Genomic DNA, 26,830 nt, shown 5'->3' on the forward strand with positions numbered 1-26,830 from the left:
CTTTATTCGATCTTTTTCTTATGATTATAATTATTCAGAGAAATACATAGTTAGTTATTTATAGATACTTTTGAGAGGGGTTTTTAAGGTAAATGAAAGGAATTATTCTCGCGGGTGGGTCAGGTACAAGATTATATCCTATAACAAAAGCAATATCTAAGCAAATCGTTCCAGTTTATGATAAACCTATGATTTATTATCCGCTTTCTGTCCTAATGTTAGCTGGTATTCGGGAAATTCTCATTATCTCGACTCCTAGAGATATTAAAATTTTTGAAGAATTATTTGGCAATGGGTCTGATTTAGGTTTGTTTATAACATATGCCGTACAGGAAGCACCTAATGGGTTGGCCGAAGCTTTCATTATTGGAGAGGAATTTATAGGAAATGATTCTGTAGCATTAATTTTAGGCGATAATATTTTTTATGGGCAAAGTTTTGGGCGGATTCTTGAGGAAGCTACCAAGCTGGAGGAAGGGGCAACAATCTTCGGATTTTTTGTGAAAAACCCTCAAGCATACGGAGTAATTGAATATGATAACAACGGGAAAGTTTTATCTATAGAAGAAAAGCCTGCAAAGCCTAAGTCGCATTATGCGGTTCCAGGTCTTTATTTCTATGATAATTCCGTAGTTGAGATAGCAAAAAGTATCAAGCCATCGGCCCGCGGAGAGCTAGAAATTACTGAAGTTAATAATCAGTATCTTAGCAAAGGTAAGCTAAATGTGAAATTGCTCGGTAGAGGCATGGCATGGATGGATACTGGGACACATGATACAATGTTAGAGGCGAGCAATTTTGTCGAGGCAGTGCAAAAGCGTCAAGGGCTATATATAGCTTGTGTTGAGGAGATTGCGTTCATCAAAAAGTTTATTTCGAAAGAGCAGCTTCTTGAATTAGCGAGTCCACTTATGAAAAGTGAATATGGTCAATATTTAGTGCAAGTTGCGGAAGGTTTTAATTAGAGGTAAGGGAATACCGATTCATTGAGGAGGATCTTGATGGGACAGTTTAATTTTGTGAAAACGAAAATTGAAGGTTTGACGATTATAGAGCCTAAAGTTTTTGGAGATGAACGTGGATATTTCATGGAGACGTATAATTTTAATGATTTTAAAGCAGCAGGGCTGGATATGGAGTTTGTTCAAGATAACCAATCCAAGTCGCGTAAAGGGGTTCTTCGCGGGCTTCACTTTCAGACTCAGCATCCACAAGGAAAGCTAGTTCGCGTATTATCGGGAGAAGTATTTGATGTAGCTGTAGACTTGAGAAAAGACTCACCTACTTATAAACAGTGGGAAGGTATTATTCTTACAGGGGAAAATAAAAAACAGTTTTACGTTCCAGAGGGCTTTGCACACGGTTTTGTAGTTTTATCTGAAGAAGCAGAATTTGCCTATAAATGTACTGACTTTTATTATCCAGAATTCGATGCTGGTGTGCTGTGGAATGATCCCGAAATTGGAATAGAATGGCCGATTGAACAACTGGAAGAAGTTTTGCTGTCTGAAAAAGATAAAAATTTAAAAACGCTATCTGAACAAATCTTATAACAAATGCATATGTATATATTAGGAGGAGAATAAAGTGTCAGTCAAAGAAGAACGCGAAGTACAACAAGCAACCCTTTTAGTGACGGGGGGAGCAGGTTTTATTGGGAGTAATTTTATTTTGCACATGTTTAAGCAATTTCCTAATTACAAAATTATTAACCTTGATGCTTTAACGTATGCGGGGAATCTTGATAATATGAAAGAAGTTGAGAACAACAGCAACTATGTTTTTGTCAAAGGCGATATTTGTGATAGTGAATTAGTTGAGAAAATTTTTGAACAACATCAACCTAATTATGTATTGAATTTTGCTGCAGAATCTCATGTGGATCGCAGCATCACCGACCCACAAATATTTCTGAAGACGAATATTGAAGGTACTCGTGTTCTGCTTGATGCATGTAGGAAATATTGGACTGCTCCCTATACGAATCAAAAGTATTTACAAGTTTCAACAGATGAAGTGTATGGCTCGCTTGGCGAAACCGGCTATTTTACAGAAGCAACTCCTCTAGCTCCTAACAGCCCTTACTCAGCAAGCAAGGCATCTGCCGATATGTTTGTAAGAGCCTATCATGAGACATTTGGGTTAAATGTAAGTATAACAAGATGCTCTAATAATTATGGTCCTTACCAGTTTCCTGAAAAACTTATCCCTTTAATGATATCGAATGCACTTGAAAACAAGGAGCTTCCTATATATGGGGATGGTTTGAATGTTAGGGACTGGCTATATGTTGAAGATCATTGCAGTGCAATTGCTGCTGTACTCCATAAAGGGAAATCAGGAGAAGTGTACAATGTAGGCGGGCATAATGAAAAGACCAATATTGAAATTGTGAAATTGGTTTTACAAGAGCTAGATAAACCAGAAAGCTTAATAAGCTACGTTAAGGATAGACTAGGGCATGACCGGAGATATGCAATAGATGCTGCCAAGATGAAAGAGGAATTAGATTGGGAGCCGCGTGTTATGTTTGAAGAAGGAATTCGAATGACAATACGTTGGTATCTAGATAATAAAGAATGGCTTAATAATGTGAAAAGTGGAGAGTATAAGGAGTATTACTCCAGAATGTATCCTTAGGAGACATGTCCATGAAAGTGTTAGTAACAGGCGCTAAAGGATTGCTGGGACAGGACATTGTCCAGTTTCTGGAATCGCAAGGAACGGAATTCTATGGCCTGGATAGGCAAATGCTAGATATTAGCGATATGGACAAAACAGCAGAATTCATTAAAAATTATTTGCCGAGCGTTGTAATACACTGTGCGGCGTTCACTAATGTTGATAAAGCAGAAAGCCATGCAGCACAATGTCGATTAATAAACGTTGAGGCTACTGCTAATATAGCAAAGGTTTGCAAGGAGATAGATGCAAAGCTTGTTTATATAAGTACAGATTATGTTTTTTCTGGTGAAGAGAAAATACCTTACGAAGTATATTCTAAAACGAAACCATTGTCGGTTTATGGCCAAACCAAATTAGAGGGTGAAATGGAAGTATTACAAACTGTAGAAAAACATTTTATAATTAGAACTTCTTGGTCATTTGGCGTCAATGGAAATAACTTTGTAAGCACCATGCTGAAGCTCAGTAAAAACCAGGATGAAATTAATGTTGTTGCTGATCAAATTGGCTCGCCTACGTTTACTGAAGATTTAGCAATGCTTATTGTAGAAATGATAAAAACAGAAAAATATGGTGTTTACCATGTGACTAATGAGGGGTTTTGCAGTTGGGCGGAATTTGCAACTGAAATTTTTCGGCAGGCAGGGTATAACACAACAGTTAATTTTATTAAATCAAGTGAATATCCAACCGTTGTTAAAAGACCTAGTTATTCTAATTTGTCTAAATCTACGCTTGATCAGGCGGGTTTCGGCCGTCTGCCAACTTGGCAAGATGCGCTGGGGCGCTATTTAAATAAAATTGGAATTATTAAAAGCTAAACTTTTTGTTTACTGCTTTTTATTTTTTAAAATATCCTCACCCCTTACAAAATTACGTTGACGGTAGTTTTGTAAGGGGTAAGTATAGCTCTAGTAATTAAGTTTTACATTTTTTTGGACAAGCCTAACTATACGTCAAATAAATATCTGAGGATAGAATAACTATGAGATATTTTAAAAACTTTTGGAAGTACAAAGAATTGTTGAGTCAATTTGTTATTAGAGATTTGAAGGTGAAATACCGTCGTTCTGTATTAGGTTATTTATGGAGCCTGTTGAACCCTCTCTTAATGATGACAGTTATGACAGCTGTTTTCTCCAGCATGTTCAAGTTCGATATACCTAATTTTCCGGTGTACTTGCTTTCTGGACAGATTATCTTCAACTTTTTTGCCGAAGCTACTACGTTATCTATGAACTCCATATTAAATGGGGGTTCTTTAATTAAGAAAGTATATATCCCTAAATATTTATTTCCAGTTTCAAGAGTTTTGTCATCTTTTGTTACTTTGTTGTTTTCACTAGTAGCATTGCTTATAGTTATATTAGTTACTCATGTCGAAATTTCTCCAACTATTTTGTTATTTCCATTACCTTTGATATATATTTTGTTTTTTTCAATAGGTATTGGGCTTATTATGTCGGTTAGTGCAGTTTATTTTAGGGATACATTGCATTTGTATTCTGTAGTTTTATCGGCGTGGATGTATCTTACACCTTTATTTTATCCACTTAATGCCGTTCCTGATTTCGTAAAATCGATTATATATGCTAATCCAATGTACTATTTCGTAGAGGCATTTAGAGAGGTCGTTTTGTACAATAAATTGCCTAGTCTTGAAATTAATCTTATGTGTATTATGTTCGCTGTAGTATCAATGGCAGCGGGACTTTTTATTTTTTACAAAAACCAAAATAAATTTGTATTTCATATTTAAAGGTTGCTTACGGAAGGAGCTGAACAATGACTCAATTTGCGGTTGAAGTTGCAGACGTTTCAATGCGATTTAATCTAGGGAAAGAGAAAATAGATTCTTTAAAAGAATACATGATTAAGTTATTGAAAAAGGATTTAGCATACGATGAGTTTTATGCATTGAAAAATGTCTCTTTTAAAGTTGAAAAAGGAGATGCCTTTGCGATAGTAGGCAGCAATGGTTCAGGTAAAAGTACGATACTTAAAGCGATATCTGGTATTTTAAAACCCACGTCGGGAAATATTGCAGTTAGTGGAAGTGTAGCTCCGCTTATCGAACTAGGTGCAGGTTTTGATATGGATCTGACAGCTAGGGAGAATATATTTCTTAATGCAGCCGTACTGGGATATTCTAAAAAATTCATACTTGAAAAGTATGATGAAATATTGGGTTTTTCTGAACTAGAGGATTTTGTAGATGTACCCCTTAAAAATTTTTCTTCAGGAATGGTTGCTCGTCTAGGGTTCTCAATTGCGACGATTGTAAAACCAGATATTTTAATTGTAGATGAGATTTTGTCTGTTGGAGATCATGCTTTTCAGGAAAAATGTGAGAAGAAAATGGATGAGATGACAACTGGCGGAACAACGTTAATATTGGTATCACATTCAATTGACCAAGTAAAGAAAGTATGTAAAAACGCGGTTTGGTTGAATAAAGGTGAAATTGCTGCAGTAGGTTCGGTTGAAGCGGTTTGTAATGCATACGTGAATAAATAAAATAACTTGTTTTAAAATCGGAGGAGAGTTAGATGTCTAACGGTAAATCAATCTTGGTAACGGGAGCCGGTGGCTACATTGGACGCCATGTTGTTAATTGCCTACTAGATCTAGGATTTCAGGTAAGTACAATAAAATACAATAATTTAGTGGTAGATCGTCGTGTGAAATTAATCGATGCAGATATTTTTGGGGATTATGAAAATATCTATGATGTCTTGGATAGGCCCGATATATGTCTACATATGGCTTGGAAGGATGGTTTTGTACATAATTCCGAGTCTCATATGCAAAATTTATATTCACATTATAAGTTTATTAGAGACATGGTAAATGGTGGACTTCAACATGTGGCTGTGATGGGGACAATGCATGAGATTGGCTACTACGAGGGAGAAATTAATAATGATACCCGAACCAATCCTCACTCTCTATACGGAATTGCAAAAAATAGTCTTCGTCAAGCATTAGAGACCATGTTTAAAGATAAGGAAGTTATTTTTCAATGGATGCGTGCCTTTTACATATTGGGTGATGATTTAAACAATAAGTCTATCTTTTCTAAACTTATACAAGCTGAGCAGGAAGGGAGAAAAACATTCCCATTTACTACAGGTAAAAATATGTACGACTTTATTCCAGTAGATGAACTTGCCCAACAAATTGTAATTACAGTGATGCAAACAGAAGTTACAGGCATAATTAATTGCTGCTCTGGAAGTCCAGTCGCTTTACGGGATATGGTTGAAAAATTTCTAATTGACAATGAATTTAATATTAGTCTGGAATATGGTGCATTTCCTGATCGGCCTTATGACTCACCTGCTATCTGGGGGAACAATGAGCAAATTGTGAAAATACAGGAAAATTTTAAAATGAAGAAAGATGCATCTAAGCTCAATAAATAATTTTTAAGCAATAATAAAGGGAGAAAGCGATGTAAAAAACTGAATTCTAGTTTTTAAATATCAAAGGATATGTAGGGGAGAAGAATAAAATTGATACTTGAAAATAAAAAGAAAATAAATAGATTAGGTATATTCTTTTTTTATGATAAACAAGGAATAGTTGATGACTATATTCCTTATATGCTTGAAGACATGAAAAAGAATGTTAGTGAATTATTAGTAGTTTGCAACGGGAAGCTTTCGCCTGAAGGCAGGGAGAAATTTAATAAAATTACTAAGGATTTACTTGTACGTGATAACACGGGGTTTGATGTATGGGCATATAAAGAAGGGATAAAATACTTCGGATGGGACAAAATAAAAGAATTTGATGAAGTTGTTTTTTTTAATTTCACTATTTTCGGTCCATTGTATCCGTTTAAAAATATGTTTGAAGAAATGGATAAAAAGGATTTAGACTTTTGGGGGATTACTACTTACCATGGAGCAGAATATGATCCATTCAAAAAAATAAAGTATGGTTATTTGCCAGAGCACATCCAGTCGCATTTTATTGTTGTTCGGCAGGATATGTTAAGAAGTTATGAATTTAGAAAATATTGGGATGAAATGGGCCCGATAACGTCCTACGAAGAAGCAATATGCTATCATGAAGCCATATTTACAAAGGATTTCAGTGATAAGGGATTCAAATGGAGTTCGTTTGTGGACACTAAGGACTTGCATAAGCATTCTCATGCTCCAATTTTAATGGCTGCTTTAGAGCTCGTTAAAAATAGGAAATGTCCAATCGTAAAACGCCGTAGTTTTTTTCATGAATATGCTGATTATCTCAATTACACAACGGGTGAACAATCTATAGAAATTTATGAATATATTAAAGAAAATTTTGATTATGATGTGAATATGATTTGGGATAATGTGTTACGCATTAATAATCAAGCAGATATTAAAAAGAATATGCACCATAATTATGTTTTACCGACATCATTCTCGAAAGAGGCACAAGCTACTAATTCAAATAAAAAAGTTGCATTAATTATGCATATATATTTCGAAGATTTAGTCTCCTATTGTTATCAGTATGCTAAATCGATGCCTTCAGAGGCCGATGTATATATTACGACAGATACAGAAAAGAAAAAGAAAAAGATTTTAGAGGTTTTTTCAAGCCTTGATTGTGCAAAATTAGAAGTTATTCTAATTGAAAATAGAGGAAGAGATGTAAGTGCCCTTTTAGTTGGCAGCAAAGATTTTGTAATGGATTATGATTATGTCTGCTTTGCACATGACAAAAAAACGACTCAGGTTGAACCACATGCAGTGGGGGAATCATTCTCCTATAAGTGCTTTGAGAATATACTCCAAAGTGAGCATTATGTTCAGAATATTATTAGTACATTTGAAGAAAATCCAAGGTTAGGCATGTTAACGCCACCTACACCAAGTCATGCTCATTTTTATTCAACAATTGGTTTTGAGTGGGGCTCGAATTTTGAGAATACTAGAAAGCTTGCAGAAAAGCTCAAGCTCAATGTGGATTTCCATTCTCATAAAGAGCCAATTGCTCCGCTTGGCACAATGTTTTGGTTTAGGCCTAAAGCTTTAAAAACTCTATTTGAGTATGACTGGAACTATGAGGATTTTCCTAAAGAACCTAATAATACTGATGGATCACTGCTCCATGCCGTAGAAAGGATTTATCCTTTTGTTGTTCAAAATGATGGGTACTACTCTGGTTGGGCATTAGCAGATAGTTATGCAAGAATTGAGATAACTAATCTCTATTATATGCTTCGTGAAATCAATATAGCATATTTTGATAAGTGTGGGCCGCAAGTGCACTATACAATGCTAACTAATTTTAGAAATAATCTTACCTTTAATAATTCATTCTTCATAAGAATGAAGGTGAAATTAAAGCAGCGCTTGCCTAGGCCGGTGTTTAATATGTTAAAAAGGATGAAGCATAGGTTTTCTAGGTAGACCATAAAGAAATTCTTTATAGTTTATGATCGAAAGAGGTTCTGAAGATGGTTTTTAGTTCGACTATATTTTTATTTTGTTTTCTTCCTTTAGTATTGTTAGGATATTACTTGTTGAAAATAGAGTATAGAAATGCCTTTTTGCTGATAGCGAGCCTTTTATTTTATGCTTGGGGAGAACCGAAATTCGTTTTTGTTATTATATTATCTATAATAATTAACTACTTATTCGGGATTCTAATCACATTTAGTAAAAAACGCTCGAACCTTTTTATCAGCAGAGGTACTTTAATTCTCGGTATTGTAGCTAACTGCGGGTTACTGTTCTATTTTAAGTATTTTGATTTTGCTATATCGACTATTAATAATATAGTAAAATCTAACCTAGAATTACATCACATTATACTGCCTATTGGAATATCATTTTTCACTTTCCAAGGTCTTTCTTATGTTATTGATGTTTATTCGGGCAAAGTGTCTGTTCAAAAAAACTTTGTGAAATTTGCGTTATTCAAAGCCTTTTTCCCACAATTAATAGCAGGGCCTATAGTTAGATACGTTGACGTACATGATCAAATTGATAATAGGACAACAACTATTGATGATTTTGCTCATGGTATCCGAAGATTCGTTTTAGGACTTGGGAAAAAAGTGATAATAGCAAACTCATTAGGATCGGTCGCAGATAATATTTTCGGATTGCCTCAGGATCAAAATACGATGGCCATGGCATGGGTAGGGGCAATTTGTTACACATTCCAGCTATATTTCGATTTTTCAGGATATTCGGACATGGCCATCGGCTTAGCTAGAATGTTTGGTTTTAAATTTTTGGAAAATTTTAATTATCCATATATATCGCAATCAATCACGGAGTTTTGGCGCAGATGGCATATATCACTTTCCTCGTGGTTCCGAGATTATTTGTATATCCCGCTAGGTGGCAATAGAAGAGGAAATGTATATGCAAATCTGTTTATAGTTTTCCTAGTCACCGGATTATGGCACGGAGCTGCGTGGAACTTTGTTATATGGGGATTATGGCATGGAATATTTTTAATAATTGAGAGAGTGTTGAAGAAGAGAGAGTGGGGCTTTAAAATTCCTGCCCTATTGACGTGGCTATATACAATGTTAATTGTCATTATTGGCTGGGTATTTTTCAGGGCTCCTAATTTAGATGATGCCATTAGCTATCTAAAAATAATGTTTGGTGTTGTTCAGCCTACTGCTGTAGGCTTTACGGTATGGTATTACTTAGATCCAATGACGATAACCGTAATAATTATAGCGATTATTGCTTCATTGCCAATAGCTAAATATTTAAGAACGAATATAGGATCGTATGAAGAGCATAGTAGTTTTAGTTTGTTAGTTCAAAATCTTTATATCGTTTTAATTTTTATTATCTGTATTATGTTCTTAGCAACATCGACCTATAATCCTTTTATTTATTTTAGATTTTAAGGAGTAATCAATGAAAGCATTCAGAGTGTTGAACATCTTAATGATATTATTTTTTTTCATTTCTATAATGGTTCCTATAATTAAAGTAAACTTGGAAGAAGGGAAAATATCTGCTTCAGAAAATCGAGTGTTGGCTTCTTTCCCTTCTTTCAGAACACCTGACAATAATATAAACACTGGTTTTATCAGAGAATTTGAGACATGGCTAAATGATAATTTAGGCTTTAGAGACGAGCTCGTAATGACAAATACGCTTCTTCAATATGAGTTATTTGGTAAACTTACGAAGACAGATACTATGATCGGTAAGGATGATTGGTTATACTATGTAAACTCGGATGTTATTAAGGATTATCAAAATTTAAGCCTTCCATCCGAACAACAACTTAAAGTTTGGGGAAATTCATTGGAAAAAGTTAATGATTATTTGAAACTGAAAAACATTCCAATGATTATGATGTTGAATTTAGATAAAAAAACGATTTATCCTGAAAATTATCCTGATACCATATTAAAGGTAGGCGACATATCTAAAACTGACATCATAACAGATTACTTATTAAAAAATACAAATATTAATTTCTTTACTCCCGAAGATGCACTAATGAAAGCTAAATCTGATGCAACAGTCTATTCGCCTCGATATGACAATGCTCACTGGAATAAGTATGGTGCTTTTATTGGATATACTGAATTGATGAAGAAGGTGAAGGAATACCTTCCAAATGTGAATATGCTGTCATTTGAGGATTATGACATTTCGAACTATGAGCGGGAAGTCAAGGTTTATAATGCTGTGCCATTTAAAGAATTAGATTATGCATTTACACCGAAATATACAGGTACGGCGGTTCAGTCTAACGGTGTTTTTAATGATATAAATTTAACTTATAATAATGTATCCTATAGCTTTGAGAACAGTAATAAAAAATTACCTAAGGCTCTTGTATTAGGTGATAGTTACTTTTATGGGATGCTGATTCCTGAACTTGCTGAATCGTTTTCAGAAATGACTTTTATTCATACAGATAACATGAATAAAATTCAAAGCTTCATTGATTTAACCGAACCAGATATAGTTATAGTTGAAAGCGTGGAAAGAATGTTTGATCACACAATGAATGTTTTATCTAATTCTACTGAAACATTTAATAATTTTGCTACTTTTTCAAAGTTACCTACAATTGGTGATTCATCTTTGTATCTGGATTATACTAATAATGAGTTGGTAAATGAGCAAGGTACAATAATTATTGATGATTCAAAAAAATATGTGAGTTTAAGTGGTTGGGCATTCGATCCGACAACTAATAAATCAATTAGTGATATATTTTTGAAGGTTGGAGATAAGTATTATTCCGGAGTATATGGAACACCTCATGGAGGAGTAGCAACTCATTTTAAGAATAATGACTTATTAAATACTGGGTTTACATTTAATGTTAATACTGCAGATTTAAAGAAGGCAGGACAGTTTAGCTTCGTAATTGTAGCAGCAGATAAAACGCATTTTTTGGAACCAGTAAAGTTTAAGGTTGAGCTTAAATAATGAAGTTCTAAACTAGTGTGTAAAAGATAGTGAGTGATGAGTTGTAATGGCTACAGCAAGCGTCTGTATCGTGACCTACAATAGCGCTTCAGATATTGAAGCGTGCTTACATGCAGTTCTGAGTCAGACTTTGCGGCCAGAGCAGGTTATTGTTATTGATAATGCTTCCAGTGATGGAACGCAAGCGATTGTGCAGCGTTATGCCGCAAATGAGGGCTTGAAAGGAAATATTCATTTTAGCGCCAATAGCATAAACAATGGATTTGCCGGCGGGCAAAATCAGGCTATCTCGCAAACCGATGCCGATTATGTTCTGGTTCTTAATCCCGATGTGACGCTCGGGAAGGATTATTTGGCGGAGGCGGTAGCTTTCATGGAAAGCGATCAGCAAGTTGGCAGTGTGACAGGTAGGCTAGTACTAGGTTCTGATCCTTCTAAGATGGATAGTGCAGGACTTGGCATGCGCCGCACGCGTCAAGCCTATGATTTGGCCACTGATGAGCCTGCCGTGAATTGGAGCAAACCGATGGAAGTATTCGGGGTATCCGGAGCAGCGGCAGTGTATCGCATGGCTATGATTCGTGATATTCAAATCGACGGACAGTTTTTTGATGAGGACTATTTTGCCTATAAAGAGGATGTAGACGTGGCGTGTCGGGCGCAGAAGCTAGGCTGGAAAGCCAGTTATGTGCCTTCGGCTGGTGCGCTTCATCACCGAGGATGGAAGCAGGGAGGGCGCCGTTCTGTTCCCTTGTTCATCCGGAGGCACTCTTATCAGAACCGCTGGTTCACGCTTATTAAAAATGAGCCAATCAGCTGGCAGCTGCTCTGGTTGGTTCCCCTGCTGATTTTCGTGGAAGCTGCGAAGCTTGCGTATATTCTGCTTAGAGAACCAGGCCTGCTTGGATCTTGGCCCGTTATTTTCAAAATGCTGCCTGCCATGCTGCGAAAGCGCAGGCAAATCTATCGCAAGATGAAGGAAAAACGTAGTGAAGTAGCTATTTTAGGAGGCAATGAATACATGAAATGAATCACCAGAAAATTTTAAAAAACAGGTTCTGGTGAAGTGAAAATCCCCCTTTTCTTTATTTCACTTTGGATGTGCTCTATCCTTATCTATATTCAAAAAGGAGACTTTAGTTTATGTTTTTTGGCGCAATATGGTTATGGATATTGATCTCGGTTTTATTTAAATCTAAGTCTTCACAGGAGAAAAAAATAGATTTTTTTGATAGGAAAAGTACAGATACTTTACGCGGCATATTTGCTGTAGTTATAGTGCTAAATCATTATGCTCAGCATGTATCAGCTTTTACTAATTTTTCAGGTAGAATATTTATGTATACAGGAAGTTGTGCGGTAGGTTTTTTCTTTCTACTATCAGGATATGCTAACTACATGTCATTTACCAAAAATAAACTAAAAAAGTTTCATTGGGTAAAAAAGGTTCTTCAAGTATTTGTTATTACTGAAGTGATTAACATTGTTGATACTCTCCTTTTTGATCAATCATGGTCTGTGAATAAATTAAATATTTTCAATGCAGGATATTGGTTTATCCTTGTTCTAATGGGTCTTTACATATTGCTTCACTTTGTTATTAAATATTTCGGGAAATATGACGTACTTGTTTTTTTTGGTATAATTATTCTGTATATGATTACACTGAATAGGCTTGGTATATCAGATACTTGGTATAATAGCATTGCATGCTTTGTTTTAGGATTAGCCGTTGCAAAATACAAAGAAATTTTGTTTGTGTTTTTTGAAAAGGTGAATATTCCATTAATTATGATTCTTCTGTTGCCTATAATTATTTTTTTGTATCATAAGACTATGACGGTTGGCTATCCTTATAATATTATAGTTGCATTGGTTTTTAATATGTTTATCGTTTTGTTTTTATATCAATTTAATTTTAACTTTAGATTTTGGGGAATTATAGGTTTTATTTCGTTAGAGTTGTATATTTGGCATGTGAAAATGCTATATAGAGTAATTACTATTAACGGGCAGGTTTATACTGACTTGACCCAATTTATTATTTTCTTGGCAATGTCTATTGGGTTATCATTTTTGATTTATTGGATTATTGATTATTGCAAAGGATTAATAGTCAAGTTTTCTACGAATAAGCAATAAAAAATTTAAAAAATATACTATAGACGTAGTAGGATTATACTGCACAGCAACCGATGCTCACCCAAGGCCACTGAAAAACCTGACTTAAGGCTGTCCATTCGCTCACGGCATCTGTATTGGTAACGGTTGCCGTTGATTGCGGTAAAGAATTTGCTTACCACGAACGCCTAAATACTTTGCCTAGTTTTTGAGGTTTATTTTTCCGGTTTCTATTCCTCTTGGCAGCAGGCAAGAATGAAAATGCGAACAGACTGCTAGGAGAGTTCTTTACCAAAGGCTATGGTTTCGCAGAAGCTTCGGAAGAGGAATTAGCGTGCGCTTTGTTCCTTATTAATAAGGACCCCAAAATTGTCTTGGATGGAAAACCGCACATATTGCTTTTAGGGTTTAAGTGTCGTATGTTGCTTGACCATTTGCTAATTATTATTAAATTACTTTAAAAAAACTTGGTTTTTAAATTGAATTTTATACATAAATATCTAATTTGTGTTATTTTTTCAGGTGATTTCATTTGATTTTATTCGATTGCTTGTTAGGTTACAAGACAAATGACTTCAAATAAACAGAGGCACCTGCTCGGGCTTCCGTTGTTTCAAGGATGCAAAAAGAACTCCATGTGGAAACATATGGGGTTCTTTTTGCATCCTTATTTTGATACAATACTACTAGAGTCGAAATCTGATAGAATGTGGGTGAATTTGCATTTATGATCCGGCAAAACCAGAGGATATTGTCCCAGTTATATATGCTTGCGGATCTGTTATGTACGTTAATTGTATTTCTTGCCGCCTATTGGCTTAAATTTTATAGTGGCTGGTTGTCCTATGTGAATTCTGTTCCTTTCTCCACCTATTTGGTTTGGGGAACCGTCTATTCATTTTCAGCTGTCGTAGTCGGTTTTTATTTGCAGTTTTATTCGCCTAAGCGGCGCAAAAATTATTCTTATGAAGTATTGAAGATTATTCAGATTCAGACGATCAGTTTCCTGTTCTTGCTCAGCTTATTTTATTTCACAGGTGAAGTCCATATTTCCCGGGAATTACTTTTAATCTTTTTCCTGATGAATATTGCAGCTATAGCTCTCTATCGTTATGTTGTAAAATCTATGCTGTTCTCCTTTCGGCGTCGCGGTTACAACAAGCGTTATGTGTTAATTGTCGGGGCAGGCTCAGTGGGGCGCAGCTTTTATCATAATTTGCAGAAGCGTCCTGAACTGGGATATGAAGCAGTCGGTTTTCTTGACGATTATCAGGGAGAGCATGCGGAGGAGCATCAGTTTATGCAGCCGATTATCGGCAAACTCGACGATCTTGAAGAGAAGCTGAACGATCTAACGATTGACGAGGTTATTATTGCATTGCCGCTCGAAGCGCATAAGAAATACGCACAGATCATTGAGACTTGCGAGAAGACAGGCGTGAAGACGCTAATTATCCCAGACTTTTTTGATTTGTTGCCTGCTAGGCCGTTTTTTGATAATTTTGCCGGTATTCCGCTCATCAATGTACGGGATGTTCCGCTAGATGAGCTAAGTAATCGTGTGCTAAAACGCGGCTTTGATATTATCTTCTCGCTTATTGCTATTATTATTACTTCACCCATTATGTTGGCAACGGTTATTGGCATCAAGCTGACCTCTCCTGGACCGGTTCTGTTTAAGCAGGAGCGGATGGGGTTGAACCGCAAAAATTTCTTTATGTATAAATTTCGCTCGATGCGAGTGTCAACTGGCGAAGTGTCCAATACCCAGTGGACGGTGGAAAATGATCCACGCCGTACGAAGTTTGGCAGCTTTCTGCGTCGCACAAGCCTTGACGAGCTTCCGCAGTTTTTTAATGTGCTGTTCGGACATATGAGCGTTGTCGGGCCGCGCCCTGAGCGTCCCTACTTCGTTAGCCAGTTCAAAGAAGAGATTCCGAAGTATATGATTAAGCATCAGATTCGTCCCGGCATTACCGGCTGGGCGCAGACGAATGGGCTGCGCGGTGATACTTCCATTGAGGATCGAATCGTGCATGATTTATTTTATATTGAAAACTGGACGTTTATTTTGGATTTGAAAATCATCGTAATGACGATTGTGAGAGGGTTTGTCAATAAAAATGCTTACTGACCGCAATACAAATGTGAAGGTTTCGGTAATAATTCCTACATTAAATGCAGGAGCGGAGTTTGTTGAGCTTATTCAAAGGCTTCAGAAACAAACATTGCAGCCCTACGAAATTATCGTTATGGATTCTGCGTCAGACGATAGTACGCCGGAGCGGGCCAGTCAACTAGGCACGCGGGTGCTGTCGGTGCTGCGCAGTGAGTTTGATCATGGTGGTACACGCAATACAGCGGCTGCTCAGGCAAAAGGCGATTTTTTCGTATTTATGACGCAGGATGCGCTGCCCTATGATGAACAGCTGCTTGAAAAGCTTATCCAGCCGCTGCTTGATGATCCCAGAACCGCCTGCTCCTACGCAAGGCAAATACCTTATCCCCATGCAGGAATACTGGAGAGGCTGGCCAGATCATCCAATTATCCGCCTGAGCCGCGATTGAAATCTAAAGCAGATATTGATCAAATGGGCATTCAAACATTTATTTGTTCGAATGTATGCGCGGCCTATCGCAGAGAAACCTTTTATGAGATGGGAAGCTTTGCAGCTCCTGTTATTTTCAATGAGGATATGTTTATGGCCGCGACCTGTGTTATGAACGGATACAGCATTGCCTATGCCGCGGAAGCTGGGGTTTATCATTCCCATGATTATACGCTGATGCAGCAGTTTAGGCGTTTTTTTGACAATGGGGTATCGATGTGCCGCAACGAATGGATTATTCCATACAGTAAAGTAGGGAAGCCTGGTTTCAAGCTGGTCAAAACCCAGCTGAAATGCTTGCTGAAAGAGCATCGTTATCATTTGATTCCTGTGCTTTTTGCTGAATCGGCAGCGAAGCTTATTGGCTACAAACTAGGCATAAAACATAAGCGTCTTCCGGTGTTTTTGTGTAGGTATTTCAGCATGCATAAGCTGATTTGGGATAGAATGCATCGTGTTAATGATGCGTCGGCTCCAATGAAACGTACGGGCTAGCCTTACTAGCAGATATGCTTAACGAAGCTTTCAGCAAACAGCATTGTAAAGCAATAAACAGCACGCCACCTCAATTTGGTAATTGAGGTGGCGTGCTGTTTATTGTGTAAACAAGCGAATAATGGATTGATGAACCGCGGACACTAAACAAACAGGATTGTAACTGCAAGCTGATTGTTTGTATTACATTGCACAAGTTAGTAGGTTTGTGGTGTTTTAAACGAGCGGCACAACAAGGGGGACCTTCATGTCCGGTTGGTTGATTATAATAGCTCTGGCCATCGTTCTAGGGCTTTATTTACTGCAATTTGTATTTATCTTCGCCATGGAATATCGCAGGCCTGCACGACTAGCGGCTTGGCTCACGATTACGATGCTGCTGCCGATTTTGGGGCTTGTGCTTTACTTGCTGCTGGCACGGCCGGTGAATCGCCAAAGCAGTCATACACATAAACGGCTCGCTCAAGAGAAGCTTCTCCTAGCGGGGGAGCTGACGCATAATGCGCAAAGCTTCGCCGATTTGTTGGGAAGTCCTGATCTTAATGGGCAAGAGCAGCTTTTCCGGCTGTTGACGGCTTCGAAGGGCCACTGTATTACGCTGCGCAACAAAGTCCAGGTGCTCCAAAATGGGCAGGATACCTATGAAGCGATCTTGGCGGCGATTAGCTGGGCTAAGAGCTATATTCATCTCGATTATTATACGATACGGGATGATGGAATCGGACAGCGCTTTAAGCAAGCTTTAATCGAGCGGGCAATGGCGGGGGTAGAGGTTCGCGTGCTGTATGATGGCATCGGCAGCATGAATATAAGCCAAGCCTATATTCAAGAGCTTGTTGCTGCTGGCGTTCAGACGAGCTGTTTTTTACCGCCGCGCCATGCATGGTATGAACGAAGGCTGAACAACCGCAATCACAGTAAAATCGCAGTCATCGATGGCACAATCGGCTTCGTTGGAGGCATTAATATAGGCGATGAGTATTTGGGAGGAAATCCGAAGCTTGGTTTTTGGCGGGATACCCATGTGCAGCTGGAGGGAGATGCGGTTTATTTTTTGCAGCAGCTGTTCAGGTGCGATTGGGCTTTCGCTGCACATGAGGAGCTGGATGATGAACGTTATATGCCCAAGCATTATTGCGACGGCCGTAATCCGGTACTCATTACGCCTGGAGGTCCTGATCAAATCGGAGAGCCGATATTGGAGTCAGTCGTTGCTTCGGTAATGGCTGCGAAAGAAAGCATTTGCTTGTCGACGCCTTATTTTATACCCGACCCGGGCTTGCTGATGGCACTTCGGGTAGCTGCGCTGAGCGGCGTCGATGTACGAATCATTATTCCGGGCAAAGGTGATTCACAGCTTGTATTGTGGGCTACGCTGTCTTATGTAGAGCCGCTGCTCAAGGCGGGAATTAAGGTTTTTCGCTATCGAAAAGGCTTTATTCATGCCAAGGTGCTCATCATTGATCGCATGCTGGCGTCAGTAGGAACGGCGAATATGGACATGCGCAGCTTCTACAACAATTATGAGCAAAATGCGCTTTTGTTTGATCCCGGCTCAATTGCACAGCTGAAGAGGGATTTTCGGCAGGATGAGCAAGACAGCGATGAGCTGAGCTTGGCTGAGTTTACGAAACGTCCTGCTAAGCAAAAGATGGCGGAAGCCGCGGCGCATATGCTGTCCCCGTTGTTGTAGCTGCTCTTTGTTGATGAATGAAACAGCTGTGGTCTGGGCATATTTTGCAAGTAGGCTAGCAGAACGTATGAAGGAAGGAGGGTAAACGATGGCAGATGGAAATGAACAGCCGACAACCGAAGATCAGAATGTGTCAGCGAATGCTGGCGTTGATGCCGAGCACGAAGGGCGCTCCGATTATTTTATGGATATTGACCGTATGGTGAACGAAGGGCTCGGAGGAGGCAATGTAACGCCTCATAATGGCCTTATTGATGAATCGACGACCGATACGATGGAGGAAGAAGGAAGATAGCAATCAAGCAAAAGGAGGGAACCTAATGGACGCTTCGCGCGCCAAGCAAATTTATGATTCATCACAAACCATTGCCGTGCAGCTCGATGGCAAATCCGTCTGGATTGAGCATGTGGATATAGCTAATAATATGGCGACTGTAAAGGTTGGCTCCAATCCATTAAATACGGAGACCGTTTCATTGGAACGGCTAAGGGAAGAGTAGCCGCGGCTGCAAGCTGTGCGTTCTTAACAAAAGCGTGAAGAGCAGGGTATTTCGGAGAGGCTGATTGCCTGCAGATGATACCCTGCTTCTTTTCGTATGCCCTTACCCGCCAAATGATTCACGAAAGGCAACGCTGAGCTTTGCTTGATCCGTCTCCCATAGCTCGGCGATTTCAGCGGAGACGTTCTCATCCCACCAATCGGCGAGCAGCTTGCGATTGCTTTTATGCTCGTGAATCCACAGCAGATGAACAGCCACCTTTTTAAAATATAAATTTTCCGCCTGATCATGCTTTTCTTTGGATACCCACAGCTTCAAACGTTTGGCCGTACGGTACAGCTCATTGCTGCAGGCACGCCTTATTTTACGAGCGGTAGGCAGGCTTGAATCATGCTTCTGGGCAGTAGGCTTCATGGCAGACCGACTCCTCTCTATCCTCTATATGTATGCTTCCGCCTGTATGATCGTCACCTGCATCGTTTCGACTGGATGAGCCTTCCTTCCGTGTGGTAGAATAACAGACGAAGCAGTAGTTTAGAGAGGATGTGAGAGGCAAGCGTGATGGATAGGATTTCGGAGATTTTGCATGCACTGCTCTTATGGATTGAAAGCCTTGGCTACTTTGGCATTTTGATCGGTTTGCTGATGGAGGTCATTCCAAGCGAGATCGTGCTCGGTTTTGGCGGCTACTTGGTGTACAAAGGCGAAATTTCCTACGCAGGCGCCGTCTTTTTTGGGACGCTTGGCGCGGTTGGGCAAAATTGGATCTTGTATGCATTCGGAAGATACGGGGGACGTCCCCTGGTGGAGAAATACGGAAAGTATATTAAGATTAAAAAGAAGCATGTCGATCTTGCCGAAGAATGGTTCAAAAAATATGGCTCCGGCATTGTGTTTACAGCCCGTTTCGTTCCTGTTATGCGTCAGGTCATCTCGATTCCCGCAGGCATGGCGAAAATGAATTTTTGGCTATTTACTATTCTTACTGCAGCAGCATCCCTGCCATGGGCGCTATTGTTCGTCTATTTGGGCTTCTCGCTTGGCGAAAATTGGGAAAATATTCATGAGCAATCAAAGGATTATGTGCTTCCGGCTATTATTCTTGCCGTATTGCTGATCATTATTTATTCGCTTTATAAAATTAGAAAATCACGTAAAAAATCGGCGTAATTCAGCCTGACACGCATGGCTTTACAATACATATAACAGAGGAAAGAGGGTAAATGAATATGAGCAAAAGCGTAGCAGAGAAATTGAACAAGGGCATCAGCCCACAGCAATTCATCGACGGCATGGAGAAAAATAAAGAGGCCTTTCAAGACTGGCACAACCAGTTTGCTTGGACCGATGAAAGCGATCGTGAATATTTCGAATCACTAAATAACCGCGACGATTTGCGCGTCTTGATTTTGATGGCGGAATGGTGCGGCGATGTCATTCGCAATATTCCAGTTGTATTCCGTGCGCTTGAAAATAGCGGCGTTCCAACAGAGGTGCTCATTATGGAGGAGCATCTCGATACGATGGAGCAGTTTTTGACGATGGGCGGCCGTGCGGTGCCGATCGTTATTATTGCAGATACAGGCGGCCATGTGCTTGGACAATGGGGACCGCGTCCTAAGCATGTTCAAGAAGCGATGACCGCATTCAAGCTGGAAAATCCAGACCGTGAAGCAGCGGATTATCAAGAGAAGCTTGGACTTGTCCGCCAGGAAATGGGCCGCCGTTACGGCGAAGGCACAGGCTATCATTCAGTTATTGTGAAGGAACTGCGCGACCTGCTGGAGTCGTTCTAAATAGGAGAATAGGAGCATTGATGATGAGTGAAATGCGAGTTGAGTCATTTGCGCTGGGGCCTCTCCAGACGAACTGCTATCTGCTCACGGTAAAGGATGAGGAAACAGGCAAGGAACGTGGCCTCATCATTGACCCGGGCATGAACCCGAAAGGTCTGCTGAAGCGGATTGCGGATACGCATATTGAGGCGATTTTGCTTACACATGCCCATTTCGATCATATGGGCGGTGTGGACGAGGTTCGCAAGGCGGCAGGCTGCCCGGTTTATATCCACGATCTGGAGGCCGACTGGCTGACGGATGCTGGGAAAAATGGTTCTTTGCGCTGGCAGGAGGTAACGCCGCCACTGACGACCGATCCAGCGGAATATGCGCTGGATGAAGGGATGACGCTGGAGCTGCTGGGCGAGAAATTCCGTGTCATGCATACGCCAGGACATTCGCCAGGCAGCGTGAGCTTCCTGCGCGGCAGCGATCTTTTTTCCGGCGATGTGCTGTTCAGGCTCTCCGTTGGACGTACCGACCTGCCGGGCAGTCGCGAGCGGGATTTGTACGATTCCATTCAGGGCAAGCTTTACAAGCTGCCTGATGAGGTCAAAGTTTATCCGGGACATGGTCCGCGAACGTCGATTGGCTTTGAGAAGGCGAATAACCCGTTTACGCGCTAATTGTTTAAGCAAGAATGATGAGAGAGGCAATATAACCGTCAGCCAGCGTGGCATTAGCCGCTTGCGGCTGGCGGTTTTTGTGCTGCCTGAGGAAGGCATGCAGGCTTGTGCAGCATATAAGGAGCAATGATTTTGAACACGTGCCCAACATAATGGTAAAATAGGGAGAAGCCCGCCTGCGGCAAAATAAGCAGGCTATGAAAATGCAAAAAGGACGGTGCGTAACGCTTGGCAAATACGACGACGAATATAACGAGTGAAGCGCTCGATGGACCAACTGGCAAGGTGGAACGGACAGCGGAACAAATAGCTGCGGAAAATGAACGGATTATAAAAGGCGTAGCCGCCCAGCTAGCTATCCCGGTTACGAAAGTTAAAGCGGCTGTCGCCTTGCTGGATGAAGGCAATACGATACCTTTTATTTCCAGATATCGCAAGGAAATGACGGGCGAGCTGGACGAGACTGAGCTTAGAGCCATTGAGGAAAAACTGCAATATTTGCGGAATTTGGAAGAGCGCAAGCGCGAGGTTATTCGGCTTATCGACGAGCAGGGCAAGCTGACCGAGGAATTGAGCTTAGCGATCAACGCCGCCGTTAAGCTTCAGGAAATTGAAGATTTATACCGGCCGTATCGCCAGAAGCGCAAGACGCGGGCGAGCGTGGCGAAGGAGCGGGGCTTAGAGCCGCTTGCGCAGTGGCTCTGGTCGCAGCCGCGCCAAGGCGAGCCTCTCGCCGAGGCTGCCAAATATATAGATGAGGCCAAAGGTGTTCCCGGCGCTCAGGAAGCGCTGCAAGGGGCCATGGATATTTTGGCTGAAAATATAGCAGATGATGCTTCGATTCGCTCCTGGGTGCGAAAGCATACGTTTGATCATTCGCTTATTCGTACCGAAGCACGAGATGCGAAAGCGGAGTCTGTATACGAAATGTACTACAGCTACAATGAGCCTCTGCGAAAGCTGCCTCCGCATCGCGTGCTGGCGATTAATCGCGGCGAGCGCGAGGATGTGCTGAAGGTGGCGTTCGAGTTGTCCACTGAGCGGATTCATGAGCATGTTGGGCGTAAAATTTTACGGAATCATACGGCCGAAGCAGTAAGAAGGGTGCTTGTTTCCGTCATTGAGGATTCGTATAAACGCTTGATAGCACCGTCTATTGAGCGCGAGGTTCGCGGTGAGCTGACAGATAAAGCGGAGGAGCATGCGATTTCGATTTTTTCGGAAAATCTGCGCAATCTTCTGCTGCAGCCGCCCGTTCGCGGCAATGTCGTGCTTGGCGTCGATCCCGCGTTCCGCACAGGCTGCAAGCTGGCGGTCATCGACGATACAGGCAAGCTTCTGGAAGTAGCCGTATCCTATCCAACCGCACCTCATCATAAAGTAGTGGAAGCGGAGCGACTAATTAATGGCCTGATTGATAAATATAAAGTAGAGCTGATTGTCATTGGCAATGGGACGGCTTCACGGGAAACGGAGCAGTTTATTGCGAACCTGATTAAAGCCCGCCAAGCCGCGCCTGGTCTTGAGCTGAAATATATTATTGTCAGCGAGGCAGGGGCGAGCGTATATTCGGCTTCCAAGCTTGCTGCCGAGGAATTCCCGTCTCTTGACGTTGCTGAGCGCAGCGCCGTGTCCATTGCACGCAGGCTGCAGGACCCGCTAGCTGAGCTCGTCAAGATTGAGCCAAAGGCAATCGGCGTCGGCCAATACCAGCATGACGTCAGCCAGAAGCGTCTGGATGAAAGCTTGGGCGCTGTCGTAGAGTCGGCGGTAAACCATGTAGGCGTAGACGTTAATACGGCTTCAGCGTCGTTGCTATCCTATGTTGCGGGCATTAATGCTACGACGGCCCGCAACATCGTCAAATATCGCGAGGAGAATGGCCGTTTCGTGAAGCGCGCGCAGCTGCAAAAGGTGCCGCGGCTAGGCGCGAAAGCTTACGAGCAGTGTATCGGCTTCCTGCGCATTCCTGAAGCGGCGAATCCGCTGGATGCTACGCCAATTCACACCGAGTCGTATGCGGTCGTGGACAAGCTTTTTGCCCATTTAGGCGTTAAGCTGAACCAGCTCGGCACAGAAGAGCTTAAACAGAAGCTGACGGAGCTGGATGTGGCTGCTGTCGCTTCCGAGCTAGGCGTCGGCGTTCCGACGCTGCGCGATATTGCAGACAGCCTCCTGCGCCCTGGACGCGATCCGCGGGAGGAGCTTCCCGCTCCTATTTTTCATACCGAGGTGCTGAATCTGGAGGATTTGACCGCGGGCATGGAGCTGCAGGGCACGGTCCGCAATGTTATCGATTTCGGGGCATTTATCGACATTGGGCTTAAAAATGACGGGCTTGTCCATATTTCCCAATTGAGCGATAAATTTGTGAAGCACCCGATGGACGTTGTATCTGTAGGGGACACCGTTACCGTCTGGGTACTGACTGTAGATGTGAAAAAAGGGCGTGTTGGCCTCACGATGCGCAAGCCTGGTTAATAAAAGCTTAAAGACGGACTTGCCGATTGTCGGCAAGTCCGTCATACTTAATAGGGATTATCATGAGTTGCCTTGTAAAGTAACAGAGAGGATGAGCATCTATGCAAGCCGAGAAATGCAGCACTTTTCCCCATCATAAATGGTTTGGCATAGCGCTTCAGGCGCTCGTCGTACTTGCTCATAAGGATCAGCCCTGCACAAGCGCTGAAATTGCAAAACGACTTCAGGTTGAACCGACATTGCTGCGTCGCGTAATGGCGGAGCTTGCCCGTGAGGGGCTGTTGGAAACGAAGGAAGGCAAGGACGGGGGCTACAAGCTAAGCCGCTCTGCAGGCGCAATTACGCTGGCAGATGTGTATTTGGCGCTTCAACTAGGGGAGCCACTATGCAAAGGCTTGGAGCAGACGACAGGAGAGCATGAATTTGGACAGGAAATGCGCCAAGCCTTTGGGGAAATTTCTGAGGGAGTAAAAAATAGCGCGCTCGCTATGCTGGGTCAAGGGACAATTGAACAGCTGACGAGACGGGTATGCGATCTTAAAAAGGGAATAGATAACCAACTATAAAATAGTTAGAAATATACGATTGACAAGTGAGTGGATGGAGTACTATACTATTGCTTGTGAAGCAGACGTTTTTTTGAAATTAACTGTGTTATATTTTGCACAGTAAGAATTGCACTTATATAAACGATACTTTGGAGGGAATTATCATGACTGTACAAACACAACAAAGCCAAGCTTTTTATCAAGTATTAAGCGATCGCCGCTCGGTGCGCCATTATGACAATACCGCAAAAATGACGGAAGCGGAAATTACGGAAATTTTGGAAATTGCCGCAAAAGCACCATCGTCGTCGAACATGCAGCCTTGGCGTTTTCTGGTTGTAACAGACGAGGCTATTAAACAGCAATTGCTGCCAATCTCGAACAACCAGCAGCAGGTTGTGGACGCAGCAGCTGTTATCGTCGTTTTAGGCGACCAGGAAATGTATAAGAATGCTGAGACCATTTATGGATCAATGGCAGAAGCTGGACTTATGACTAGGGAGATGAGCGAATCATTCGCTGCAAACTCTCAGAAGCTTTACACGTCCATTCCGAAAGAGCGTCTGCATGAAGTGACTGTATTTGATGCAGGCCTCGTATCGATGCAAATTATGCAAGTGGCCAAAGCAAAAGGATACGATACCGTACCTATGGGCGGCTACGATCGCGATAAAGTAAGAGCGCTGCTGAACATTCCAGAGCGTTATGCCTTGAACATTTTGCTGCCAATCGGCAAAGCTTCCCAAACCGGCCATCCGAGCACGCGTCTGCCGATCAACGATATAACGTTTTTTAACAAAATGTAATTTATAGCAGCAAACGAAGAAGCCTCTGGCATCCACTTCAATGAGTGGGAGCCGGAGGCTTCATTGCTGTACTACGACGCTCAATGGCGAATCGTAAGTTCGTTGTTGTTATCCGTATCCTTGGTGCTTTGCTTGCTGCGATAAAAATACCAGCATTCATTAAGCAGCTTAATTTGCCTGCGATCTTTCTTATGAAACGCACGCATCATTTGATTGCACAGCCACTGCGGCATTGCGGATCGCCCTCCTCCCGGTCATCCCTGATGTATTACTACCATATGGGGAAGGGCGAATGTCCGTGCAGGTCCTATTTAGCCGATTTCATCTTCATACCACTGCTCAAGCTGAGCTTGCAGCGCACGAATTTCCGTGAGTAGGGCAATAAGCGGGTAAGCAGACTCTTTAACAGCCGCAAATTCGCGTTCCAGCTCGTTAATGTAGTCTAAGCCCGAAGCAATGCGAATCGAGCTGTCGTGCAGCTCTACGCGGTCACATTCAGCAATCGCATATGGAAGCGCAGGCACCTGCTCAGCAGTAAGCTTGTCCAGCTCCTTGTGCAGGCGCAGGTTAAGGGCGCTTAATTGATAGGCATGCGTATCAGGCATTTCTACAAAGAAGACCTGATCATTGTTTTTCATTAGTACAAAACGCATCGTTGGCATAATATGATTGGATTCTCCCCTCAAAACATTCGTTGCATCATGCAGCCGTTTATTGCTGCCGTGCCATAAAAGTGCATCACTACTTGACAGTGTAGCGTATGGGCAGCAAAAATGCCAGAAAAACGAAGTGGTTTCCGCTACACTTTTTCCGGCCTCTTTACGGTTGTTATTTTATTTGGCAAACTAGAGTGCAAGAGAACAAATGAACAAGGGAGAATCAAGATTTATGGTGCAGACGATGAAAGACGAGGAGCTCCAGCAATGGGTGGAGTGGGTGTCCCTCAAAAGCTTTGGGCGGCCATTCAAGCATCTGGCAACATTTAACGGCCGATTGAAGGCGACAGGCGGGCGATATTTTATGAAGTCGCATAATATTGAAATTAGTCCTTATCAGCTTTCGACGTTCGGAGTAGAGGAAACAGAAAAAATAATTAAGCACGAGTTGTGCCATTATCATCTGCATATATTGAAGAGAGGCTATCGGCACCGCGATGAGGATTTTAAGCGGCTGCTTGCTCAGGTGGGTGGATCGAGGTACTGCCAATCGCTGCCGGAGCGCCGTGTTGAGCCGTTTCGGTACAAGCTGGTATGCAAGGAATGTGGAATGGAATACATGCGAAAAAGGCGGATAAATCCCGCTAAATATGCGTGTGGAAAATGTCGCGGAAAATTATTTTTAAAAACGCTTGACTTAAATTCAGATACATGATAAATTATTACTTGTCGCCGCGGTTCACAGGCAACACTGAGAAAAACAAAGTATTCCCTGATAGCTCAGTTGGTAGAGCACTCGACTGTTAATCGAGTTGTCACAGGTTCGAGTCCTGTTCGGGGAGCCACATATGGGGAGGTACCCAAGAGGCCGAAGGGGGCGCTTTGCTAAAGCGTTAGGGTGTAACAGCCGCAAGGGTTCGAATCCCTTCCTCTCCGCCATATTTTTTCTCAAAGTGATTGTAACGGAAGGCCGTTCAACATGCCGGTCTTTTTTTTACGCCTAATATCACTGTGTGCGACAATTAAGGCCCGTTGGTCAAGTGGTTAAGACACCTCCCTTTCACGGAGGTAACAGGGGTTCGAGTCCCCTACGGGTCACCATTTATTTTTTCTAAATGAGAGTCATTAGCTCAGCTGGTAGAGCACCTGACTTTTAATCAGGGTGTCGTAGGTTCGAATCCTACATGACTCACCATTTTTTCTTGTAAGACTTCCCTAAATGTGCGGTAGTGGTGGAACGGCAGACACGCTATCTTGAGGGGGTAGTGTCCAATGGACGTGCAGGTTCAAATCCTGTCTACCGCACCATAACTTAAAACTTCCAGAAGCCTTGATAATCAAGGCTT

At 41.5% G+C, this 26,830-nt stretch carries 27 protein-coding genes and 5 tRNA genes; 29 read left to right on the forward strand and 3 right to left on the reverse strand.

The features are described from left to right. Positions 1 to 92 precede the first annotated feature (92 nt). The 17 genes from rfbA (at position 93) to ACSR9A_RS16770 (ending at position 18,529) form a co-directional block, all read left to right on the forward strand. Positions 93 to 965, forward strand: a complete 873-nt coding sequence (rfbA, locus tag ACSR9A_RS16690; RefSeq protein WP_473758386.1) for a glucose-1-phosphate thymidylyltransferase RfbA — start codon at positions 93 to 95, stop codon at positions 963 to 965. A gap of 36 nt (positions 966 to 1,001) precedes the next feature. After that, a complete protein-coding gene (rfbC, locus tag ACSR9A_RS16695) occupies positions 1,002 to 1,553 on the forward strand; it encodes a dTDP-4-dehydrorhamnose 3,5-epimerase (protein ID WP_473758387.1) in 552 nt (183 codons plus the stop codon). Between the two features lie 34 nt (positions 1,554 to 1,587). Next, positions 1,588 to 2,640 (forward strand): dTDP-glucose 4,6-dehydratase, encoded by a 1,053-nt coding sequence (rfbB, locus tag ACSR9A_RS16700; RefSeq protein ID WP_473758388.1) that lies wholly within the window; start codon positions 1,588 to 1,590, stop codon positions 2,638 to 2,640. 11 nt (positions 2,641 to 2,651) lie between these two features. Further along, on the forward strand, positions 2,652 to 3,506 hold the full coding sequence (gene rfbD / locus ACSR9A_RS16705; protein ID WP_473758389.1) for a dTDP-4-dehydrorhamnose reductase: 855 nt from the start codon (positions 2,652 to 2,654) through the stop codon (positions 3,504 to 3,506). Between the two features lie 164 nt (positions 3,507 to 3,670). Then, complete coding sequence (locus tag ACSR9A_RS16710; protein ID WP_473758390.1) at positions 3,671 to 4,444, forward strand: ABC transporter permease; 774 nt, start codon at positions 3,671 to 3,673, stop codon at positions 4,442 to 4,444. Positions 4,445 to 4,470: 26 nt separating this feature from the next. Beyond that, positions 4,471 to 5,202, forward strand: coding sequence for an ABC transporter ATP-binding protein (locus tag ACSR9A_RS16715; protein WP_473758392.1), 732 nt, complete (start codon positions 4,471 to 4,473; stop codon positions 5,200 to 5,202). Between the two features lie 32 nt (positions 5,203 to 5,234). Beyond that, positions 5,235 to 6,110, forward strand: coding sequence for an NAD-dependent epimerase/dehydratase family protein (locus tag ACSR9A_RS16720; RefSeq protein ID WP_473758393.1), 876 nt, complete (start codon positions 5,235 to 5,237; stop codon positions 6,108 to 6,110). 90 nt (positions 6,111 to 6,200) lie between these two features. After that, positions 6,201 to 8,096, forward strand: coding sequence for a rhamnan synthesis F family protein (locus ACSR9A_RS16725; protein ID WP_473758394.1), 1,896 nt, complete (start codon positions 6,201 to 6,203; stop codon positions 8,094 to 8,096). Positions 8,097 to 8,143: 47 nt separating this feature from the next. After that, a complete protein-coding gene (locus ACSR9A_RS16730) occupies positions 8,144 to 9,562 on the forward strand; it encodes an MBOAT family O-acyltransferase (RefSeq protein ID WP_473758396.1) in 1,419 nt (472 codons plus the stop codon). A 10-nt stretch (positions 9,563 to 9,572) separates the two neighbouring features. Further along, positions 9,573 to 11,111 (forward strand): alginate O-acetyltransferase AlgX-related protein, encoded by a 1,539-nt coding sequence (locus tag ACSR9A_RS16735; protein WP_473758397.1) that lies wholly within the window; start codon positions 9,573 to 9,575, stop codon positions 11,109 to 11,111. Positions 11,112 to 11,157: 46 nt separating this feature from the next. Further along, positions 11,158 to 12,141 (forward strand): glycosyltransferase family 2 protein, encoded by a 984-nt coding sequence (locus ACSR9A_RS16740; RefSeq protein WP_473758398.1) that lies wholly within the window; start codon positions 11,158 to 11,160, stop codon positions 12,139 to 12,141. Between the two features lie 113 nt (positions 12,142 to 12,254). Continuing rightward, on the forward strand, positions 12,255 to 13,253 hold the full coding sequence (locus ACSR9A_RS16745; RefSeq protein WP_473758401.1) for an acyltransferase family protein: 999 nt from the start codon (positions 12,255 to 12,257) through the stop codon (positions 13,251 to 13,253). Positions 13,254 to 13,959: 706 nt separating this feature from the next. Beyond that, complete coding sequence (locus ACSR9A_RS16750) at positions 13,960 to 15,366, forward strand: undecaprenyl-phosphate glucose phosphotransferase (protein ID WP_473758402.1); 1,407 nt, start codon at positions 13,960 to 13,962, stop codon at positions 15,364 to 15,366. After that, the gene (locus ACSR9A_RS16755) at positions 15,356 to 16,336 is read left to right on the forward strand and encodes a glycosyltransferase family 2 protein (RefSeq protein WP_473758404.1); all 981 of its coding nucleotides are present in this window, start codon (positions 15,356 to 15,358) and stop codon (positions 16,334 to 16,336) included. Before ACSR9A_RS16750 ends, ACSR9A_RS16755 begins: the two co-directional genes overlap by 11 nt. 247 nt (positions 16,337 to 16,583) lie before the next feature. Continuing rightward, positions 16,584 to 18,029 carry a cardiolipin synthase gene (cls, locus tag ACSR9A_RS16760; protein WP_473758406.1) on the forward strand — a complete coding sequence of 482 codons (1,446 nt, stop codon included), beginning with the start codon at positions 16,584 to 16,586 and terminating at the stop codon, positions 18,027 to 18,029. Between the two features lie 88 nt (positions 18,030 to 18,117). Then, positions 18,118 to 18,324 (forward strand): hypothetical protein, encoded by a 207-nt coding sequence (locus ACSR9A_RS16765; protein WP_473758407.1) that lies wholly within the window; start codon positions 18,118 to 18,120, stop codon positions 18,322 to 18,324. A 25-nt stretch (positions 18,325 to 18,349) separates the two neighbouring features. Then, the gene (locus ACSR9A_RS16770) at positions 18,350 to 18,529 is read left to right on the forward strand and encodes an H-type small acid-soluble spore protein (RefSeq protein WP_473758408.1); all 180 of its coding nucleotides are present in this window, start codon (positions 18,350 to 18,352) and stop codon (positions 18,527 to 18,529) included. A gap of 102 nt (positions 18,530 to 18,631) precedes the next feature. Here the strand turns inward: ACSR9A_RS16770 and ACSR9A_RS16775 are convergent, their stop codons facing one another. Next, the gene (locus ACSR9A_RS16775; protein WP_473758409.1) at positions 18,632 to 18,943 is read right to left on the reverse strand and encodes a dehydrogenase; all 312 of its coding nucleotides are present in this window, start codon (positions 18,941 to 18,943) and stop codon (positions 18,632 to 18,634) included. Between the two features lie 147 nt (positions 18,944 to 19,090). On the opposite strand from ACSR9A_RS16775, the gene uptA reads away from it, so the two are divergent. The 6 genes from uptA (at position 19,091) to ACSR9A_RS16805 (ending at position 24,828) form a co-directional block, all read left to right on the forward strand. Next, positions 19,091 to 19,699, forward strand: coding sequence for an undecaprenyl phosphate transporter UptA (gene uptA, locus ACSR9A_RS16780; protein ID WP_473758411.1), 609 nt, complete (start codon positions 19,091 to 19,093; stop codon positions 19,697 to 19,699). 59 nt (positions 19,700 to 19,758) lie between these two features. Then, positions 19,759 to 20,325: a thioredoxin family protein gene (locus tag ACSR9A_RS16785; protein ID WP_473758412.1), complete on the forward strand. Its 567-nt coding sequence runs from the start codon at positions 19,759 to 19,761 to the stop codon at positions 20,323 to 20,325. 32 nt (positions 20,326 to 20,357) lie between these two features. Further along, positions 20,358 to 20,993, forward strand: coding sequence for an MBL fold metallo-hydrolase (locus ACSR9A_RS16790; protein WP_445933831.1), 636 nt, complete (start codon positions 20,358 to 20,360; stop codon positions 20,991 to 20,993). A 249-nt stretch (positions 20,994 to 21,242) separates the two neighbouring features. Beyond that, a complete protein-coding gene (locus tag ACSR9A_RS16795) occupies positions 21,243 to 23,474 on the forward strand; it encodes a Tex family protein (protein WP_473758440.1) in 2,232 nt (743 codons plus the stop codon). Between the two features lie 101 nt (positions 23,475 to 23,575). Beyond that, positions 23,576 to 24,040, forward strand: coding sequence for an RrF2 family transcriptional regulator (locus tag ACSR9A_RS16800; RefSeq protein ID WP_473758414.1), 465 nt, complete (start codon positions 23,576 to 23,578; stop codon positions 24,038 to 24,040). A gap of 146 nt (positions 24,041 to 24,186) precedes the next feature. Further along, positions 24,187 to 24,828: a nitroreductase family protein gene (locus ACSR9A_RS16805; protein WP_473758415.1), complete on the forward strand. Its 642-nt coding sequence runs from the start codon at positions 24,187 to 24,189 to the stop codon at positions 24,826 to 24,828. 80 nt (positions 24,829 to 24,908) lie between these two features. Here ACSR9A_RS16805 and cmpA read toward each other — a convergent pair whose 3' ends face one another. Together cmpA and ACSR9A_RS16815 are read right to left on the reverse strand one after the other, a co-directional pair. Beyond that, positions 24,909 to 25,061, reverse strand: a complete 153-nt coding sequence (gene cmpA / locus ACSR9A_RS16810; protein WP_099516750.1) for a cortex morphogenetic protein CmpA — start codon at positions 25,059 to 25,061, stop codon at positions 24,909 to 24,911. A gap of 78 nt (positions 25,062 to 25,139) precedes the next feature. Next, entirely contained in the window at positions 25,140 to 25,490 is a 351-nt protein-coding gene (locus ACSR9A_RS16815) for a hypothetical protein (protein WP_056034079.1), read from the reverse strand. 226 nt (positions 25,491 to 25,716) lie between these two features. On the opposite strand from ACSR9A_RS16815, the gene ACSR9A_RS16820 reads away from it, so the two are divergent. The 6 genes from ACSR9A_RS16820 to ACSR9A_RS16845 all read left to right on the forward strand — a co-directional run bounded on the left by ACSR9A_RS16820 (position 25,717) and on the right by ACSR9A_RS16845 (position 26,792). Further along, positions 25,717 to 26,199 (forward strand): SprT family protein, encoded by a 483-nt coding sequence (locus tag ACSR9A_RS16820; RefSeq protein WP_473758416.1) that lies wholly within the window; start codon positions 25,717 to 25,719, stop codon positions 26,197 to 26,199. A gap of 54 nt (positions 26,200 to 26,253) precedes the next feature. Further along, a tRNA-Asn gene (locus ACSR9A_RS16825) sits at positions 26,254 to 26,329 on the forward strand. Positions 26,330 to 26,334: 5 nt separating this feature from the next. Beyond that, a tRNA-Ser gene (locus ACSR9A_RS16830) sits at positions 26,335 to 26,423 on the forward strand. Positions 26,424 to 26,510: 87 nt separating this feature from the next. Next, positions 26,511 to 26,585 (forward strand) — tRNA-Glu (locus ACSR9A_RS16835). 18 nt (positions 26,586 to 26,603) lie between these two features. Continuing rightward, positions 26,604 to 26,679 (forward strand) — tRNA-Lys (locus ACSR9A_RS16840). 28 nt (positions 26,680 to 26,707) lie between these two features. Next, positions 26,708 to 26,792, forward strand: a tRNA-Leu gene (locus tag ACSR9A_RS16845). Positions 26,793 to 26,830 lie beyond the last annotated feature (38 nt).

The sequence above is a fragment of the Paenibacillus sp. R-74696 genome, from assembly GCF_055814915.1.

Coding starts and splice junctions, on each gene's coding strand:
- rfbA (WP_473758386.1), top strand. CDS start 93: ATGAAAGGAATTATTCTCGCGGGTGGGTCAGGTACAAGATTATATCCT.
- rfbC (WP_473758387.1), top strand. CDS start 1,002: ATGGGACAGTTTAATTTTGTGAAAACGAAAATTGAAGGTTTGACGATT.
- rfbD (WP_473758389.1), top strand. CDS start 2,652: ATGAAAGTGTTAGTAACAGGCGCTAAAGGATTGCTGGGACAGGACATT.
- ACSR9A_RS16710 (WP_473758390.1), top strand. CDS start 3,671: ATGAGATATTTTAAAAACTTTTGGAAGTACAAAGAATTGTTGAGTCAA.
- ACSR9A_RS16715 (WP_473758392.1), top strand. CDS start 4,471: ATGACTCAATTTGCGGTTGAAGTTGCAGACGTTTCAATGCGATTTAAT.
- ACSR9A_RS16720 (WP_473758393.1), top strand. CDS start 5,235: ATGTCTAACGGTAAATCAATCTTGGTAACGGGAGCCGGTGGCTACATT.
- ACSR9A_RS16730 (WP_473758396.1), top strand. CDS start 8,144: ATGGTTTTTAGTTCGACTATATTTTTATTTTGTTTTCTTCCTTTAGTA.
- ACSR9A_RS16735 (WP_473758397.1), top strand. CDS start 9,573: ATGAAAGCATTCAGAGTGTTGAACATCTTAATGATATTATTTTTTTTC.
- ACSR9A_RS16740 (WP_473758398.1), top strand. CDS start 11,158: ATGGCTACAGCAAGCGTCTGTATCGTGACCTACAATAGCGCTTCAGAT.
- ACSR9A_RS16745 (WP_473758401.1), top strand. CDS start 12,255: ATGTTTTTTGGCGCAATATGGTTATGGATATTGATCTCGGTTTTATTT.
- ACSR9A_RS16750 (WP_473758402.1), top strand. CDS start 13,960: ATGATCCGGCAAAACCAGAGGATATTGTCCCAGTTATATATGCTTGCG.
- ACSR9A_RS16755 (WP_473758404.1), top strand. CDS start 15,356: ATGCTTACTGACCGCAATACAAATGTGAAGGTTTCGGTAATAATTCCT.
- cls (WP_473758406.1), top strand. CDS start 16,584: ATGTCCGGTTGGTTGATTATAATAGCTCTGGCCATCGTTCTAGGGCTT.
- ACSR9A_RS16765 (WP_473758407.1), top strand. CDS start 18,118: ATGGCAGATGGAAATGAACAGCCGACAACCGAAGATCAGAATGTGTCA.
- ACSR9A_RS16770 (WP_473758408.1), top strand. CDS start 18,350: ATGGACGCTTCGCGCGCCAAGCAAATTTATGATTCATCACAAACCATT.
- ACSR9A_RS16775 (WP_473758409.1), bottom strand. CDS start 18,943: ATGAAGCCTACTGCCCAGAAGCATGATTCAAGCCTGCCTACCGCTCGT.
- uptA (WP_473758411.1), top strand. CDS start 19,091: ATGGATAGGATTTCGGAGATTTTGCATGCACTGCTCTTATGGATTGAA.
- ACSR9A_RS16785 (WP_473758412.1), top strand. CDS start 19,759: ATGAGCAAAAGCGTAGCAGAGAAATTGAACAAGGGCATCAGCCCACAG.
- ACSR9A_RS16790 (WP_445933831.1), top strand. CDS start 20,358: ATGCGAGTTGAGTCATTTGCGCTGGGGCCTCTCCAGACGAACTGCTAT.
- ACSR9A_RS16800 (WP_473758414.1), top strand. CDS start 23,576: ATGCAAGCCGAGAAATGCAGCACTTTTCCCCATCATAAATGGTTTGGC.
- ACSR9A_RS16805 (WP_473758415.1), top strand. CDS start 24,187: ATGACTGTACAAACACAACAAAGCCAAGCTTTTTATCAAGTATTAAGC.
- cmpA (WP_099516750.1), bottom strand. CDS start 25,061: ATGCCGCAGTGGCTGTGCAATCAAATGATGCGTGCGTTTCATAAGAAA.
- ACSR9A_RS16815 (WP_056034079.1), bottom strand. CDS start 25,490: ATGCCAACGATGCGTTTTGTACTAATGAAAAACAATGATCAGGTCTTC.
- ACSR9A_RS16820 (WP_473758416.1), top strand. CDS start 25,717: ATGGTGCAGACGATGAAAGACGAGGAGCTCCAGCAATGGGTGGAGTGG.